General features: G+C 37.7%; 16 protein-coding genes. 9 read left to right on the plus strand and 7 right to left on the minus strand.

The window, feature by feature from the left end; translation table 11 throughout:
* Positions 1 to 16 precede the first annotated feature (16 nt).
* The 5 genes from C8N37_RS14800 to C8N37_RS14820 all read right to left on the minus strand — a co-directional run bounded on the left by C8N37_RS14800 (position 17) and on the right by C8N37_RS14820 (position 4759).
* Positions 17 to 1162, minus strand: coding sequence for a hypothetical protein (locus tag C8N37_RS14800; protein WP_108159616.1), 1146 nt, complete (start codon positions 1160 to 1162; stop codon positions 17 to 19).
* 75 nt (positions 1163 to 1237) lie between these two features.
* Positions 1238 to 2062 (minus strand): SMI1/KNR4 family protein, encoded by an 825-nt coding sequence (locus C8N37_RS14805; RefSeq protein WP_108159617.1) that lies wholly within the window; start codon positions 2060 to 2062, stop codon positions 1238 to 1240.
* Between the two features lie 160 nt (positions 2063 to 2222).
* Positions 2223 to 2864, minus strand: a complete 642-nt coding sequence (locus C8N37_RS14810) for a hypothetical protein (protein WP_108159618.1) — start codon at positions 2862 to 2864, stop codon at positions 2223 to 2225.
* Positions 2865 to 2927: 63 nt separating this feature from the next.
* Complete coding sequence (locus C8N37_RS14815) at positions 2928 to 3554, minus strand: DUF4304 domain-containing protein (RefSeq protein ID WP_108159619.1); 627 nt, start codon at positions 3552 to 3554, stop codon at positions 2928 to 2930.
* Between the two features lie 359 nt (positions 3555 to 3913).
* The gene (locus tag C8N37_RS14820; protein ID WP_108159620.1) at positions 3914 to 4759 is read right to left on the minus strand and encodes an AraC family transcriptional regulator; all 846 of its coding nucleotides are present in this window, start codon (positions 4757 to 4759) and stop codon (positions 3914 to 3916) included.
* Positions 4760 to 4847: 88 nt separating this feature from the next.
* Between C8N37_RS14820 and C8N37_RS14825 the strand changes: the two genes are divergently transcribed.
* On the plus strand, positions 4848 to 6035 hold the full coding sequence (locus C8N37_RS14825; RefSeq protein WP_108159621.1) for an MFS transporter: 1188 nt from the start codon (positions 4848 to 4850) through the stop codon (positions 6033 to 6035).
* A gap of 83 nt (positions 6036 to 6118) precedes the next feature.
* Here C8N37_RS14825 and C8N37_RS14830 read toward each other — a convergent pair whose 3' ends face one another.
* Positions 6119 to 6979, minus strand: coding sequence for a penicillin-binding transpeptidase domain-containing protein (locus C8N37_RS14830; protein ID WP_108159622.1), 861 nt, complete (start codon positions 6977 to 6979; stop codon positions 6119 to 6121).
* 414 nt (positions 6980 to 7393) lie between these two features.
* Between C8N37_RS14830 and C8N37_RS14835 the strand changes: the two genes are divergently transcribed.
* From C8N37_RS14835 to C8N37_RS14845, 3 genes are all read left to right on the plus strand, one after another.
* Positions 7394 to 8425, plus strand: a complete 1032-nt coding sequence (locus C8N37_RS14835) for a helix-turn-helix domain-containing protein (protein ID WP_108159623.1) — start codon at positions 7394 to 7396, stop codon at positions 8423 to 8425.
* 108 nt (positions 8426 to 8533) lie between these two features.
* A complete protein-coding gene (locus C8N37_RS14840; RefSeq protein ID WP_108159624.1) occupies positions 8534 to 8998 on the plus strand; it encodes a nuclear transport factor 2 family protein in 465 nt (154 codons plus the stop codon).
* A gap of 13 nt (positions 8999 to 9011) precedes the next feature.
* Positions 9012 to 10145 carry a nuclear transport factor 2 family protein gene (locus tag C8N37_RS14845; protein WP_108159625.1) on the plus strand — a complete coding sequence of 378 codons (1134 nt, stop codon included), beginning with the start codon at positions 9012 to 9014 and terminating at the stop codon, positions 10143 to 10145.
* 312 nt (positions 10146 to 10457) lie between these two features.
* On the opposite strand, the gene C8N37_RS14850 is transcribed toward C8N37_RS14845, so the two are convergent.
* Positions 10458 to 10898 carry a GNAT family N-acetyltransferase gene (locus tag C8N37_RS14850; protein ID WP_108159626.1) on the minus strand — a complete coding sequence of 147 codons (441 nt, stop codon included), beginning with the start codon at positions 10896 to 10898 and terminating at the stop codon, positions 10458 to 10460.
* 179 nt (positions 10899 to 11077) lie between these two features.
* Here C8N37_RS14850 and C8N37_RS14855 point away from each other — a divergent pair, with 179 nt between their 5' ends.
* The 5 genes from C8N37_RS14855 (at position 11078) to C8N37_RS14870 (ending at position 14394) form a co-directional block, all read left to right on the plus strand.
* The gene (locus C8N37_RS14855; RefSeq protein ID WP_108159627.1) at positions 11078 to 11848 is read left to right on the plus strand and encodes a class I SAM-dependent DNA methyltransferase; all 771 of its coding nucleotides are present in this window, start codon (positions 11078 to 11080) and stop codon (positions 11846 to 11848) included.
* A gap of 369 nt (positions 11849 to 12217) precedes the next feature.
* On the plus strand, positions 12218 to 13081 hold the full coding sequence (locus C8N37_RS14860) for an OmpA family protein (RefSeq protein WP_045756254.1): 864 nt from the start codon (positions 12218 to 12220) through the stop codon (positions 13079 to 13081).
* Positions 13082 to 13088: 7 nt separating this feature from the next.
* Complete coding sequence (locus C8N37_RS22670) at positions 13089 to 13322, plus strand: hypothetical protein (RefSeq protein ID WP_146171080.1); 234 nt, start codon at positions 13089 to 13091, stop codon at positions 13320 to 13322.
* Positions 13323 to 13354: 32 nt separating this feature from the next.
* Positions 13355 to 13924: a Crp/Fnr family transcriptional regulator gene (locus C8N37_RS14865; RefSeq protein WP_244914438.1), complete on the plus strand. Its 570-nt coding sequence runs from the start codon at positions 13355 to 13357 to the stop codon at positions 13922 to 13924.
* Between the two features lie 83 nt (positions 13925 to 14007).
* Entirely contained in the window at positions 14008 to 14394 is a 387-nt protein-coding gene (locus C8N37_RS14870; protein WP_108159628.1) for a RidA family protein, read from the plus strand.
* Positions 14395 to 14505 lie beyond the last annotated feature (111 nt).

Below are 14505 nucleotides of genomic sequence, written 5' to 3' on the forward strand. Positions count from 1 at the left end.
TGCCATCCAGCTATCCTCACTTTATATAAATACCTGAAAACAAATAATCCTCATCAAAGTTAAGCGTTACCTTATGGTTGCCCTTTTTGATTTCTATATAATTCGAAAATTTTAAATCATCCACATTCATGATATCGCTTTTGTTGAATAAATCGATGGCTTTCTGATAAGAGATTCCGGGACGAAGACCATTTTCAAATGAAACATCCACTTGCTTAAAGTCCTGAAGGCTGTAACCTGTTAACAGGTTGGTTGTCGCATCATCACCATTGCCATGACCCACAGAAAAGTAGAAATACAAGGTTTTATCCTCATTGTTATACGATATTTCCGTGGTCGAAGCCGTATTGCCGTCTATCACAATCATTCTTTCGAAATTTTTATTGGTGGATGAAGACAAAAAATCCTGTTCCGTTGTTTTGCCCACGACAAACTTGTTGATGTTCCAATCCTTGTCAATGTGCACCGTAAGCTTGTCGGTCGATTCTTTTTTGGGCTTCGTGTTTTTAAGCAATTCCTGCGTATACACTTCTTGGTTGCATCCACCAAAATCAATCGTTCCGTTCATGATATCCCAATAACAGGTCTTGGATAGATCCGTATTGTTTAAAATAATGAGTCGGTCATAATCTGGAGCAAAAAAGATATATTTATGTTCTTTCTTTACATTCCAATAGATTCCGTTATCCGTATTGGGATTTTGAGTTCCCTTTCCATATTTGCTTTCCAGTTTGGCCAGTATCTGTTTCTTGAGGCTCTCCGTTTTCATTTCTATCCTCGTCCCATAGACGGTATGGGCTGCTTGATACTTTTTTAGGATATCAGCCAGCTCGTTCTTATCTTTAAAGGACTGCACGTCGATATGCCCTCCACCCTGTTGAGTCAGGCTGTCCGTTTTTAGCAATTCCGAATTGATCTGGAAAAATACCTTTTGTCCGGTCAGATCAATACCGTCAAAAGTATAGTTGGCACCATCACTAATTTCTATCATCAAGCAGAAAGGATATTCAACGGTTTCAACACCGATGGTTTTGGCATCATCAAAATTAATTAAGCTTTCAACGGTTTCATTCAGCTGCAATTGGGATAAATCTATCCGATCCTGGTTTTTGCAAGAAAGCAGCAAAGGCAGATACGCAAATAGTAAGAGCAATTTTTTCATAAGGTTTTATTATAGGACTCCATCCAAATACAAAAGCCAACAGGGCTCCTGTTGGCGAAAACTCTTGTTATCAGCTTAACTGCCCTCCGGTAGGAGTTCGGTAATAGGCGTTATTTTGATATCATGCTTACCTAGCTTCTCCATTACTTCGCTATTTAATTCTTCCTCAGAAAGGACCAGAAATAGATCGTTTTCAGGAATATCTAGATATTGTACAGATGAAAAGCTCATTTGATCTTTCAGTTCATGATAGCGTTTGTCATCTTCTCTGACAAATCCAGCAGGTACTTGATTTGGAGTCAACCAGATCCAACTATCTTTATATTTGCCTCTATAGCTCGCGTATCCGCTGTTAAAATGCTCAGGGCTTTCAAATTTTATTTCAAGGATCTGCTCGATCTGTTTAGCATTTTCCTCTATGGAGTGTTCAGTTTGGATCACTAAATCCCCTTCATTGACATCCAGTGTTAACAACTCGACATATTCAGCAAAAGAATTTGCTAATTTTTCTTGATGGTCACACTCCAGATCAATCCAGGTCACCTGAGGATCTTCTTGATGCTCCCTATAGTCCAGACATATGTACCAATGCCCATCACCATCCAACGGAATGAGTCCATCAAGTTCAAAACTCACATATTGTTTCGATTCAGCCCAATCAAAATCAGTTAACGAAGGAAAGTAAGTTCCGATACCCATAATCTGTTCCTGAGGAGTTTCTGCGATTTTGTATCGAATATATCCGCCATTCTGAATTTTTAGAATTTCCACTAATTTTTCAGGAAGCTTGTATCCAATTTGTTTCTGCGCCTGTTCCAAAAGCTCAGGCGTCAACTCGGGTTGCACATAGGGCAAATATTTTGGAACACTCCAAATATTTTTTAATTCACTGTTTGTCATACGATGATCTATTTATATGGGTTTGTAATTAGTATAGTTAACAGATTGATACTACAGGTCTATTAAAGTGATGATACATGGATCAATCACATTCAATTGAAAACCAGCATTTAACTTGGATATTCAACCTCACGGGCAAAAATCCTATTGGATCTTGGTTTTATATTCCCTCTGCATAGTCCGGATTATAACACTGCAGATTTTTAGGCAACGCTATTTCCTTAAATTTTTCTTTCTCTAGATCGATCTCCCATAATTTATGGATTTTTTCTAACATTGGTTTAGCATTATCTTCATATTCAATTAAATAATTTCTTTCCTGCTTTTGATGATCTAATTTTAGCCGAACATTGGAATAGCACCTTTTGGGATAATCACTGATCACGATGAGCTCGTCGCGTATAACAAAGTTTGCTTTACCCTGCTCATAATAGTGCAGGAACTTCTCCAGCACAATTTTATTTTTACCATGTTGGCAGTTGTCCCGGTTTAAAGAAAATATGGCCATTGCATACTTATCATTTCCAGACTGATCTTCAAGCATCGATCCTAAGCATGTGTGCAAGTTATATTGGTTTAATTCTTGCGTTGTTTTTCCCACAAACACCCTATCCAAACGGTCTTCCTGTGCTCCCTTTGTGCTATCCATTTCAGTTGCTGAAAATGGAAAAATTTCCGTTTCGCTTAGCCTGATTGCTAATGGGCTGATTGCTGTTGCGTTTTTGGATTCACCCTGATCTTGATGGTGAAAACCCAAAAAAATAAAAGATAAAAACGGCAATACGATAAAAAATTTATTCATGTCTATTTAATCTTTAAATTCAGTTCCAGTTTGTTTTAGTCAATTCTTAGCTAAAAGTTCGTATTATCCTTCATCTATTAGGTCTTGAATAGTTTCTTTTCGCTGATTTTTTATTAATAACGCCGACAGATTATCTTCAAAAATTTGCCATCTTTTTTCCTGCCCAAAAGTTCCATGCAAATTTTTCACGAAGCGTTTTGTATCGGCTTGATTATTGGTTAAGAGAAAATACTCAACGAGTTCCTGATAATGATTCAAGCCACTTTTATCCACCATCAAGTCGGTCAAATCGCTTGTCTTTCTGATGGTATCAAACAGAGAAATCACCGCTGTCAAATCCGTGCTGATGGTCAAATTTAAAGCTTGCAAGTCCGTATCACTGCTGATCAAGTAACCGTCATTGACTGCATGGACAATCGAAGAAATTCTATCCTTGTAATAGCATTCATATTCTTTTGGCTCTACCCGTACCGAACGACCGATTACTCGATCCATATCCGTAGAATGGATTCCACAATTTATATAAAATTTAGTCTGTTCAGCCGTATTTCCATGACTCTTTTGAATGTTTACCAGGAAAATTAAATCACCGATTCTTTTATAAAAGTTCATGCCCTTTTTGCCAAAGCCATGTTGTTTGAGTACTGGTTTTACTACTTCTGAAATGATCTGATTCAATTTTTCTTTCATCGTACTTCGTCAAAAATCACCGCCAACATTTAGATCATTGCATCTTGGTCTGCAAATTTCCATTCGAAATTCCTTAAAGAGTTAACAATCAGTTGCTCGGTTTAGTTTTAATCTATATCATCATTTACAAAAGAGTTTTGGTATTTTTTTAAAAACCAATTCGACTGTAAAAATTGCTACTTATTTTTATCATATTGATGACATTAACGTTTAGCATTAAAGTTCTGTATAAATAATTAAAAAATCAATAATCTACAGCTATATTTGTTCAAAATTATGGTTGGAATTTCTTTAAAATCAATACTGCGCTAAAATCAGGACTTAGCTCTTCTTATGTATTTGTGCCTCTCGAGTCTACATTAAGCCACTACTTGAGGTTCTTTCCCCTTTTTATATTCCGTCAAGCTCATATGGTGCCGTTTTTTAAAAAACTTATTCAAATGGCTTTCATCTGAAAAACCAAATTCCGTTACGATTTCATTGACCCGCATATCACTGAATAAAAGCCGATGTTCAATCAATCTCATCTTATAATTCAAGATATATTGCTGGATCGTTTCTCCAGACTGCTTTTTAAAGTAACTCCCGAGATACGTTTCTGAAAAGCCAAATTTCTTAGCGATCGAAGAGACTTTTAGTAATGCTGGGTCATGGATGTTTCCTTGAATATAATCGATGATATCGATGACTCTTTTATCCGTATTGGACGTGATATGCTCCGCTCTCATCTTGGAAATATTCCTTGCAGCGATGACAATCAGTGCATTGACATACGTTAAAGTGAGCTCATCTTGATAAAGATCCGGATGATGGATACCATGGAGCAGGGAATCAACAATCGATTTAACCAAAACAATGTCAGGCTTATTTTGCAAAATACAGCCGGACAAAAAGGAAGCACCATACAGCAGACATTGCATCGAATTGATACTGTTCCACTTGTAGTTTTTCACATAGCGTTCACTAAACTTCACCAGCAAAAGATCTGTATTTTCCTGAATTTCCAAGTAGTGCTGATCATTTGGTGTCAGCAGGATCAGACTGCCTTCACTGTATGAAGCCATATTGTTGTTGATCTTCAGAAATCCTTTTCCCGATAGGACATACACGATTTGGAAAAAGGAGAACTGGCTATCTTGAAGTGGACAGCTGACTGACTGCAGGTATTCTACTTTTACCAATTGATCGATATTCTCTCGTTTCATAGGGTAAAAATACCTATTTATCATTAATATATACTGATTATTTAAGATTTTTCTGTTCAAATTTGCTACATATTAATTTTAAGTATTCATGAAAACATCCATTTACGTCTTAGCACTGGGAGCTTTTGGCATCATAACCACTGAATTTGGAATCGTCGGCATCCTGCCGACTATCAGTCGACAATTTGACGTATCCATCGATACGGCAGGTTGGCTCCTGAGTGCCTTTGCGATCACAGTTGCCGTATCGTCCCCTTTTATCACATCCTTTACGACCAAAATCAACCGAAAACTCCTACTTTGTCTGGTCATGAGTATCTTTGTTCTCTCCAACATAATTTCGGCATTTTCCACCAATTTCAATATGCTTATGGTTGCCCGGATCTTGCCTGCGATCTTGCATCCCCTATTTTGGAATATCGCCATCGCCATTGCCTTCAAGGAAAAAGGTGCCAAGGGGGTATCTACCGTCATGTTGGGATTAAGTTTGGCAACGGTGCTCGGTATTCCCCTCACCACCTATGCCGTAGACCTGTTCGATAATTGGCAAGCTTCCTTTTTCCTGAGTAGCGCCATTAGTTTGATTGCTTTTATTGGTCTCTTGCTCTTTATACCCTCTCTTCCGGCAGATCCATCCATTTCCACGAAAAACCAGGTAGCGGTGTTAAAAAGTCCACTTTTATGGCTCAATTTAATTTCGACCATCGCTACCTTAGCAGCCATGTTTGCCAGCTATACCTACCTGACCACGTACCTGGAACAGATCACCAAGATGGATGGTGCACAGATCAGTATCATGCTGCTCCTATTCGGTGGAATGGGCACTTTAGGCAATTGGCTGATGGGATTGGCCTTGAACCGCAATGTACTGTTGACGGCAAGACTATTTTTAATACTCTTAGTGACCGTGCAGATCCTCGCTTATTATTTTGGAGGACATTACATTCCGATGGTGATCATCGTATCGCTATGGGGAATGATCCATACAGGAGGATTTCTAGCATCAAATATCCGCACCACACAATCTGTCCCCCATCACGCTTTAGAATTTGTCAATAGCCTACTGACTTCTTCCTTTAATATTGGCATATCCTTGGGAGCTTTTCTGGGAGGACTCGTCAGTGTTTATTACGGCGTTCACAATGTGTTATGGGTCAGTATCCTGCTCTTGACCATAACGTTTTTGCTGAGTTTTGTGACCTTTCCTAAAGATCTTTCAGAAAACGAGGAAGAAAGTCAATTGGAAAGGGCAGCATCACCAAGCCTACATGGTTAAATAGTTGGTGACAACAAATGTTATATGAAAAAACCAGCGGTTTTATACGAAGTCCGCTGGTTTTTAAAATCATTAACAGAATTTTAATCCATGATTTTTAGTTCCTTGAAAATAGCCCTTGTAATATCCTTTCTGCAATTTCCAAAATTTGACAAATTCAATTTCCTGTCCTGCAAAATTCGGGTACAAAAAAAATAAGCCTTATTATTACGCTCAATATAACCGACCCACCATCCTGTATTGATATCATTTTCCTTGGTCCAACCGGTTTTTGAATGGATAATGTAGCTGTCTGTCTGCTCCGTAACCATCACATTTTTTACAATTTGTTGGTTTTCTTTTGAAAAAGGGAGTTCCTCGTTATAAAGTCTCCTCAGAAAGTCAACCTGATTGATGGGGGAAATTTTAAATGCACCAAAATTCCAAAAATCATCATCCGCATGCGATAAGTTTAAATTTCCATACTTGGATAAACTCAAGTATTGTTTATATTTCTCCTTACCTATCTTTTTTGCTAACTCAACAAACACCCACCCTGCTGATACCTTAAAAGCCTCTTTTACGGTCATATCGTGATAGATATCCGGACGGTATCCATATTTTACTGTATCCGTCTGGCCGGGCCATTTAACAATGTCATTTTTATCTTTTATTACCTTTGTTTCCAATGCAATAAGCAGATTAACTATTTTAAAAGTCGATGCCGGGAGATTTTCAGTTTTTGCATCCTCCATAACGCTGCATACCCATGTTTTATTCGTATTGTCATAGATCACTGTTGATCCTTCCACCTGACAATTGGAAAAATATTTCCCAAAATCTGGGCGAATCAGTATTTTCTCATCAGACTGAATGAACGAATGGTCTGCGACCCGTTTTGTCGGCATACAGGAATTAAGAAAACAGATCCCTATTAATAAAGCAGTTATTAGATAGACTTTCATTTTGTATTCATTATAAAACAGGACTCATTTACTAGTAGCAAATGTACATCCTAGCATGCATTCATTAAATGGTTAGTAATAACCAAATATGAGCGAACTCCTTTTCATCATTGGAGAAGCTGGACAAAGATCTCAAAAACCCTTCTCGGCTGAATCATTCCAACAATTTATCAAAAAACAAAATCTTACTAAAAGTACTCTATTCCAATGGTAAATTTATATCTGACTACAGTAATATACCGATGGCAGCATTTAACCTTTAACATGAACTCCTAAAAGGTGCAGTCCAGTTTGGTATAATGCTAACCAAAAACGCTAGAAAGAATATAATTGTAACGAAAAAAACACGATAATTTATAAAAACTATCAGCTAAAATTTCACTATTTTAGCTGAAACATTTTTTACTTCAATCAATGACAGAACCCAATCAGTTACTTTTCTTTTTCAGTGCATTAGGTGCTTTCAATGGTCTACTACTTTCCTTCTATTTTGCTATCCATACGAAGAAAAAAGCTTTTGCCAACTATTTTTTAGCCTTTTTATTGCTGGTTTTAAGCATCAGAATTATTAAGTCAGTTTTTTTCTATTTTAATCCACAATTGTCCAATATTTTTATTCAAATTGGACTTTCCGCCTGCATTTTGATTGGTCCGTTTCTGTTTTTGTATCTCCAATCTTTTTCCGACAACAAAAAGTCCAATTGGGCTATTCATACCCTACCTTTCGTCATCGGGATTACAATTTTAGGAATGGCCTACCCTTATACCGAACACCGCCAGGTCTGGAGCAATTGGATCGTCCTGGGTATTTACCTGCAATGGCTGGTTTATATGATAGTATCTTTTAATTACCTCAGACCGATTTTAATAAAAATAAAGGCAAAAGAAAAATTAAAGGATCTCGATGTTTGGTTGCTCAGTATTTATGCAGGTGTTGCCATCATTTGGTTTGCTTACAAATTTGGAACCTACGCCTCTTATATCGTGGGCTCCTTGTCGTTCTCTTTTGTCTTCTACTTAATTCTATTACTGGTCATCTTTAGAAATAGCCGGGAAACAACTTTTTTTCAGGAAAAGGAAAAATACAAAAACAAAGACATTGATCCAGAAACATTGGATTTAATCCGCCAAAAACTTGTGCTGATGGTGGAGCAGGAATTGTTCCTTGACCCCAATTTTACCCTGGAGATCGCCGCAAAAGAATTGAAAGTAACCAAGCATTTATTGTCCCAATATATCAATGAAAAGTTGGGAAAATCCTTTTCCAGTCTCATCAAAGAATATCGCATTGAAAAAGCAAAACAATTATTAGAAACGCAAAGCAACTACACGATCGAAAGTTTAGGTTATGACAGTGGCTTTACTTCAAAGTCAACCTTCTTTACCGCATTTAAAAAAATCACAGGTTTTACACCCGCAGAATATCAAAAATTGAACTCCAAATAAGTTCTATTTTATAGATTCAAACTTCCCATTTATAAACCAAAACCCCTATCAAAAGCCTTTATCAGATATTTGTACTCATTAATTTAACACATCTAAATCATTAAAAAAATGAGAAAAGTACTTTTATTTATCGGGCTAAATTTGTTGTTTCTTAGTGCAAATGCCCAAACTGATGAGGGCACAAACGACTGGCATCTGGTTCAGAAAACCCTCCATCTCTACATGGACGGAATTGGCACGAGCGATTCCGTTAAAGTATCACAATCCTTTCATGATTCCTGGCAACTAAAATATCTTGAGGATGACAAAATAAATATCATCAAGAAACCAAAATATATGGAACGATTCGATATAGCTCCGCACGCAAAATCCCCAAAATGGTCCGGGCGTATTGTTTTTATTGATATTACCCATACTGTTGCCGTCGCAAAAGTAGAGATCAGCACGGCAAAATTGCTGTTTACCGATTATTTTAATTTGATGAAAACGAGCGAAGGTTGGTTTATTGTCGATAAAATTTCGACCAGAAGTCCGCACAGAACAGTAGAAATCCCGGCAAATCCATCCACATAAACATCTTGATACGATGAATAAACTATTCTTAGTGCTCCTTGCTTTTATAGCTTGGAGCACAAGCATTTATGCGCAAAGCAAAATCTTGTTTGTTACTTCCAATCAGGATTTTTATGGAAGCACCACAATCAGTGCGTCCAACCATTTCGGGGAAATTATTGAACCTTATGAAGTCTTTATACAAGCTGGTTACCAAGTTGATTTCATCAGTCCCAAAGGTGGTGCAATCCCGATTGGTTACCTCAATACTTCCGATAGTCTGCAAAAGAAATATCTCTATGACGCCTGGTTTATGGATAAATTAGAGCATACCTTGAAACCAACCGAAATAATAGCCGAAAATTATGTCGCCATTTTTTACAGTGGCGGTGGCGCTGCCATGTTTGGAGTTGCGGAAGATACGACTATTCAAAAAATAGCCAGAAACATTTACCATAGAAATGGTGTAATTTCCACCATCTGTCACGGAACAGCTGGTATTGCCTATTTAAAAGACGAAAATGGAAAATCTTTATATGCAGGAAAAAGAATCACCGGTTACCCAGACAAATTTGAAAACACCGAGATGGATTATTACAAAGCATTTCCGTTTTCCATAGATCAGGCCATTCAAAAAAATGAAGGCAATTTTGTTTACTCTGAAAAAGCTGGAGATGGTTTTCATCTAGTCGACGGTAGATTTGTAACGGGTCAAGATCCAAGTTCCGCGCCCCAAGTGGCAGGTGAAGTGGTGAAAATGTTAAAGCATCATTTTAAAAATCCCAATGGAAGTGTTAAAACCGATTCAGAGCAAGTGACCGAAACACTGCTTCATTACATAGAAGGGACGGCAAATGGACAACCAGAAAGGCTTCAAAAAGCCTTTCATCCCAGTTTCAATTTGTATACCGTAGCAACAGATTCCTTGTGGATACGCTCAGGTGAACAGTATATCGCGAATGTACAGGTAGGTGAAAAAACAAACAGAATCGGGAAAATCATCTCCATTGACATAGCAAAAGATGCCGCCATTGCAAAGGCGGAGATTCTAATTCCAAATGTGCGTCTTTTCACCGATTATTTTTTACTCCTCAAGTATGGCGGTGCGTGGAAAATAGTGCATAAAAGTTATTCGTGGAGAGATTTGACCTCTATGGAAGGCAAATAAGCAATCAAACCTATTCTTTAGAAACATAAATCAATACCTCTCATGTGGTTACTGTAATAAGTGCCAATATTTGGATTTGCGTCTGGGCAGCTGATCGAAAACAAAAGCTGCAGATATGGATCATGTTCAATTGAAAAACGATATTTCAATTGAACTTTTCGTTCGCCTGACGCAAATCCTTATTGATCCATGTTTTGCTATGACGTTTTTATTTCGTGGTATCTATCTGACCGAACTGCTCCGTAGATAACAGTTTGATGATTCATTTCTTTACGATCAGGCATACCCTATTCCCATGAGCTAAAGCTTAGATCAAGGCAATGGTTTCCATTTTTCGAAGGTCATTTCAAACTTGATCTCCCCTTTACCGTGTAGGCCAATCTCTTTCCATCCCGCTCTTCTGTAAAATGCTTCTGCCCTTGTACCTGGGGCAGTCCCCAACCAGACCGATTGTTGTGTTTGATTAAAATACCAGTCGAGCATGATATCATGCAGTTGTTTTCCGATGCCACGTTTATCAAAGTCAGGATGTACAAATAAAGCCCATATATTATGGTCTACCAGATCAACAATAGAAAAACCAACAACCTGGTGCTCCATTTCACAGATCCAGCCCTTTCCTCTTTGGGTTATAAAATCTGCGCAGTCCTGATCAGTGACCAGATCCGGATTGGACAGAGCGTTTTCCTTCACCGCATTTCTTACGATTTGAATTTGTGGGATATCGCCCACTCTAGCTTCTCTTAACATCATGGTATTAAATCAGTAATATGGGCAATAGATAATTCTTGAATAACTGGCTACCACAAATTTACGAACAAAATTAAATAGCAACGAATTAAATTTATAGTTCGCTTAGATTAAAACTCCAGATCGACGCCTAATATTGAAACTAATATGCTACATTTAAAATAAACAACACGTAGTCGCAGATGGAAAAAGATCTCAACATACAATTCTATGATGAATTAGCAGACGATTATCATTTAATTTTTGATAACTGGAACGAGGCCATGAGCAAACAGGCGTCAACGCTCCAACAGATCATCAAGACGTCTGCCGCAGCAGACGCGTCAACTATCCTGGACTGCGCCTGCGGTATTGGCACACAAGCAATAGGACTTGCTGCTCTTGGCTATCAAGTATGGGGCACAGATCTGAGTCCAAAAGCCGTTGATCGAGCAAAATTAGAATCAGACCAAAGAGGACTGCCCATTACTTTTGCTGTAGCAGATTTTAGATCATTGGAGCAATATGTATCTGGTCTATTTGATGTTGTCATAGCTTGCGACAATGCCCTGCCCCATTTGTTGGATGAAAGCGACATGTTGTTAGCGGCTAAAAGCATATTAACAAAAATGAAATCAGGCAGTCTTTTTATAGGCAGTATACGAGATTATGATAAAATCCTTGAAAATAAACCAGTAAGCACAGCGCCTACCGTAAAAAACGAAGAAGGAAATAGAACCATTTCATTTCAGGTATGGGACTGGATAAAACAAGATGTTTATATCGTCAACCATTTTACATTAAAAGGCACAGACGATCAATTTGAAACGAATCTTCGCAAAACCAAGTATCGGGCATATCGGAGAACTGATTTAACGAACATCTTTGACACTGCAGGCTTTGTACAAATACGCTGGCTAATGCCTCAACAGTCTGGTTATTATCAGCCTATATTCATCGGTAAAAAGCCTTAGTTTTTGCTATGATTGACCATTAACCATAGCATAAATACATAGGTTAAATAGCGTTGATGATATATTTTCAGTCCAGATATTTTGATCATAAGCTCCTAGGTTGATCTATATTTTTATTCCTGATGTCCGCATTTGAAGAGCAAAGAAGTCTTCGGATAAAACTTTTACGGAAAACCTTTGTTTTTTTTAAAATAACAAACAGTTTTCTTCGTTTATCATGATATGATGTATAAACATCAGATTGTGCGTCTGGACGGCTAACAGTTTGGTGTTTTGCATACGGTCTGGCCATCGGTAAGATAGAAAAAGAAGCTGCTTTTTTTACTTCTTATAGCTGTGTATCGAGAATTAACTTGTAATTTTATATCTATGAAACATCCATTATTTATTTACGCTGTCCTAGCGTTAGCCACTTTAGGATCAAGTTGTACGAGTAATAAAAAATTTGCTGCACTACAGGCAAGTTACACGCAACTACAACAAAGTAATCAAGACCTCAATAGTCGCTTACAGACAACTGAGAGTGATTTAAATGGCTCTAAAATCAGAATTAAGAGTCTGGATGAACAAATTGCTTCTGAAAAAGCAAATGTTGCCGCTTTACAAACGGCGTTAAACAACTGTCTCAATTCCAGCAATCAAGGAAATGTGAATATTTCAAAGCTTGTGGATGAAATCAATTCGTCCAACAAATACATTCAACAGCTTGTCAATAGTAAAAACAAAAGTGATTCCCTTAATTTAGTTTTGACCAACAACCTGACCCGTTCCCTAAGCAGAGAAGAGATCAGAGATGTGGATATTCAAGTATTAAAAGGAGTCGTCTATATATCACTTGCTGATAATATGCTCTATAAATCCGGAAGCTATGAGATCTCAGACAAAGCTGGTGAAACATTAGCCAAGATTGCTAAGATTATCACCGATTATAACAGTTACGATGTACTCATAGAAGGTAACACAGATAATGTGCCGATCAGCATGCCTAACATCCGCAATAACTGGGATTTAAGTACGTTGAGAGCTTCTTCAGTGGTGATGGCTTTGCAAAACACCTACGGAGTTGATCCAAAACGTTTAACCGCAGCAGGACGAGGTGAATATAATACAGTCGCTCCAAATGATAACGAAGCTGGAAAAGCAAAAAATAGAAGGACTCAGATCATCATTACGCCTAAGTTAGATCAGTTTATGGAACTTATTGGTAAAGCGCCAGAAACAAGTCTGGACTAAATCACCAATGGTAAACAGTGCTTCACAATTGTTATGGAACTGCACTCGATCCACCCGATCTGGAATTGATGTACTCCTAGCAGCAGGATTTCAAAAGAAAAAGCTAATCGAAGGATTAGCTTTTTCTTGTTTACAGGGAGTTACCTTTTTCTGCATCACATGTCTACAGATCGAGCAGCGATTTAGAAAAATTCCCGTAAAAACAGCGCCATCATTTTATAACTTGGCATACGATGCATAACTTGCAACTGACTTTAAATTTTAGCCACTTAAATGAATGATATAAAAGATAAATTGAGAACGCATATTGAAAAAATGATCAGCCTTTCTGATGATGAGTTTTCGTGGATATATGAACATTTCACCTTTCAAGAATTCAAGAAAAATGAGCTGATCTTTGAAGAAGGTCAACCCGTTAAGCATGTCTATTTCGTACTATCAGGTTTAGTCGTGCTGAGCTACACCGATCGGGATGCCAAGCAACATCTCATTTCTTTTGCCATGGAGGACTGGTGGGAAACTGATTTCGTTGCCTTTTATTCCAAGAGCAGATCCACATTCGCGTTAAAATGTATTGAAAACACCAAAATGCTGTGCCTCACCTTAGATCATTTTGAGAAGCTATGTGCTACCATTCAAAAAATGGAACATTTTTTTCTTAAAAAATCTATTGCAGGACATATAGGTTCGCAACAACGTATTTTATCATTCCTGACTTCTAGTGCGAAGCAAAGATATGAGCACATGATCACCAACCATCCCGCACTGGTTCAACGTATCCCAAAGTCCATGCTGGCATCCTACCTAGGTGTATCCAGGGAAACATTAAGCCGTATTTTATAATGCTTTTGAAAAAGTGATATTTGTCACACCGTCTTTTACATGTACATCATGATCTTTGTACCATACTTTAATAAAACAATAAAATGGAAAAAAAGATCATTAACCCTTGGACTTGGCAAGATGCTCGAAGTTATGTACAGGCTGTTGAAGTGAAGCATGTTGAAAGTACACTGTATGTATCAGGACAGACCGCAATTGACGAACATGGAATCTCCAGTGCTGAAAATATGCGCACCCAATTGGAAATAACCTTAAAAAATCTTGAAAAAGTAATACAGCAAGCTGACTTCGATCTCTCGAATATCGTTAGGTTAAATATTTATACCACAGATTCTGAAGCATTATTTAACAATTTTGATGTTTTCCAAGCATGGATCAGTCAGCACAAGATCAAGCAGACCAGTACCGTACTGGAAGTACCAAAACTATTTGAAACCCTTCAAGTTGAGATGGAAGCTACAGTAGTGTAGTAATTTATCACTAACGATCTACATCACACAGCAGTATCAGATTACGATGTGTACACATAAAAAAAGACCGATCATCATTTCTTGATGATCGGTCTTTTTTTTTACTGATAT

This window comes from Sphingobacterium faecium (assembly GCF_003054045.1).
GTDB classification, from domain to species: Bacteria; Bacteroidota; Bacteroidia; order Sphingobacteriales; family Sphingobacteriaceae; genus Sphingobacterium; species Sphingobacterium faecium.

Coding starts and splice junctions, on each gene's coding strand:
- C8N37_RS14855 (WP_108159627.1), top strand. CDS start 11,078: ATGGAAAAAGATCTCAACATACAATTCTATGATGAATTAGCAGACGAT.
- C8N37_RS14845 (WP_108159625.1), top strand. CDS start 9,012: ATGAATAAACTATTCTTAGTGCTCCTTGCTTTTATAGCTTGGAGCACA.
- C8N37_RS14810 (WP_108159618.1), bottom strand. CDS start 2,864: ATGAATAAATTTTTTATCGTATTGCCGTTTTTATCTTTTATTTTTTTG.
- C8N37_RS14860 (WP_045756254.1), top strand. CDS start 12,218: ATGAAACATCCATTATTTATTTACGCTGTCCTAGCGTTAGCCACTTTA.
- C8N37_RS14850 (WP_108159626.1), bottom strand. CDS start 10,898: ATGATGTTAAGAGAAGCTAGAGTGGGCGATATCCCACAAATTCAAATC.
- C8N37_RS14825 (WP_108159621.1), top strand. CDS start 4,848: ATGAAAACATCCATTTACGTCTTAGCACTGGGAGCTTTTGGCATCATA.
- C8N37_RS14830 (WP_108159622.1), bottom strand. CDS start 6,979: ATGAAAGTCTATCTAATAACTGCTTTATTAATAGGGATCTGTTTTCTT.
- C8N37_RS22670 (WP_146171080.1), top strand. CDS start 13,089: ATGGTAAACAGTGCTTCACAATTGTTATGGAACTGCACTCGATCCACC.
- C8N37_RS14835 (WP_108159623.1), top strand. CDS start 7,394: ATGACAGAACCCAATCAGTTACTTTTCTTTTTCAGTGCATTAGGTGCT.
- C8N37_RS14865 (WP_244914438.1), top strand. CDS start 13,355: ATGAATGATATAAAAGATAAATTGAGAACGCATATTGAAAAAATGATC.
- C8N37_RS14800 (WP_108159616.1), bottom strand. CDS start 1,162: ATGAAAAAATTGCTCTTACTATTTGCGTATCTGCCTTTGCTGCTTTCT.
- C8N37_RS14870 (WP_108159628.1), top strand. CDS start 14,008: ATGGAAAAAAAGATCATTAACCCTTGGACTTGGCAAGATGCTCGAAGT.
- C8N37_RS14840 (WP_108159624.1), top strand. CDS start 8,534: ATGAGAAAAGTACTTTTATTTATCGGGCTAAATTTGTTGTTTCTTAGT.
- C8N37_RS14805 (WP_108159617.1), bottom strand. CDS start 2,062: ATGACAAACAGTGAATTAAAAAATATTTGGAGTGTTCCAAAATATTTG.
- C8N37_RS14820 (WP_108159620.1), bottom strand. CDS start 4,759: ATGAAACGAGAGAATATCGATCAATTGGTAAAAGTAGAATACCTGCAG.
- C8N37_RS14815 (WP_108159619.1), bottom strand. CDS start 3,554: ATGAAAGAAAAATTGAATCAGATCATTTCAGAAGTAGTAAAACCAGTA.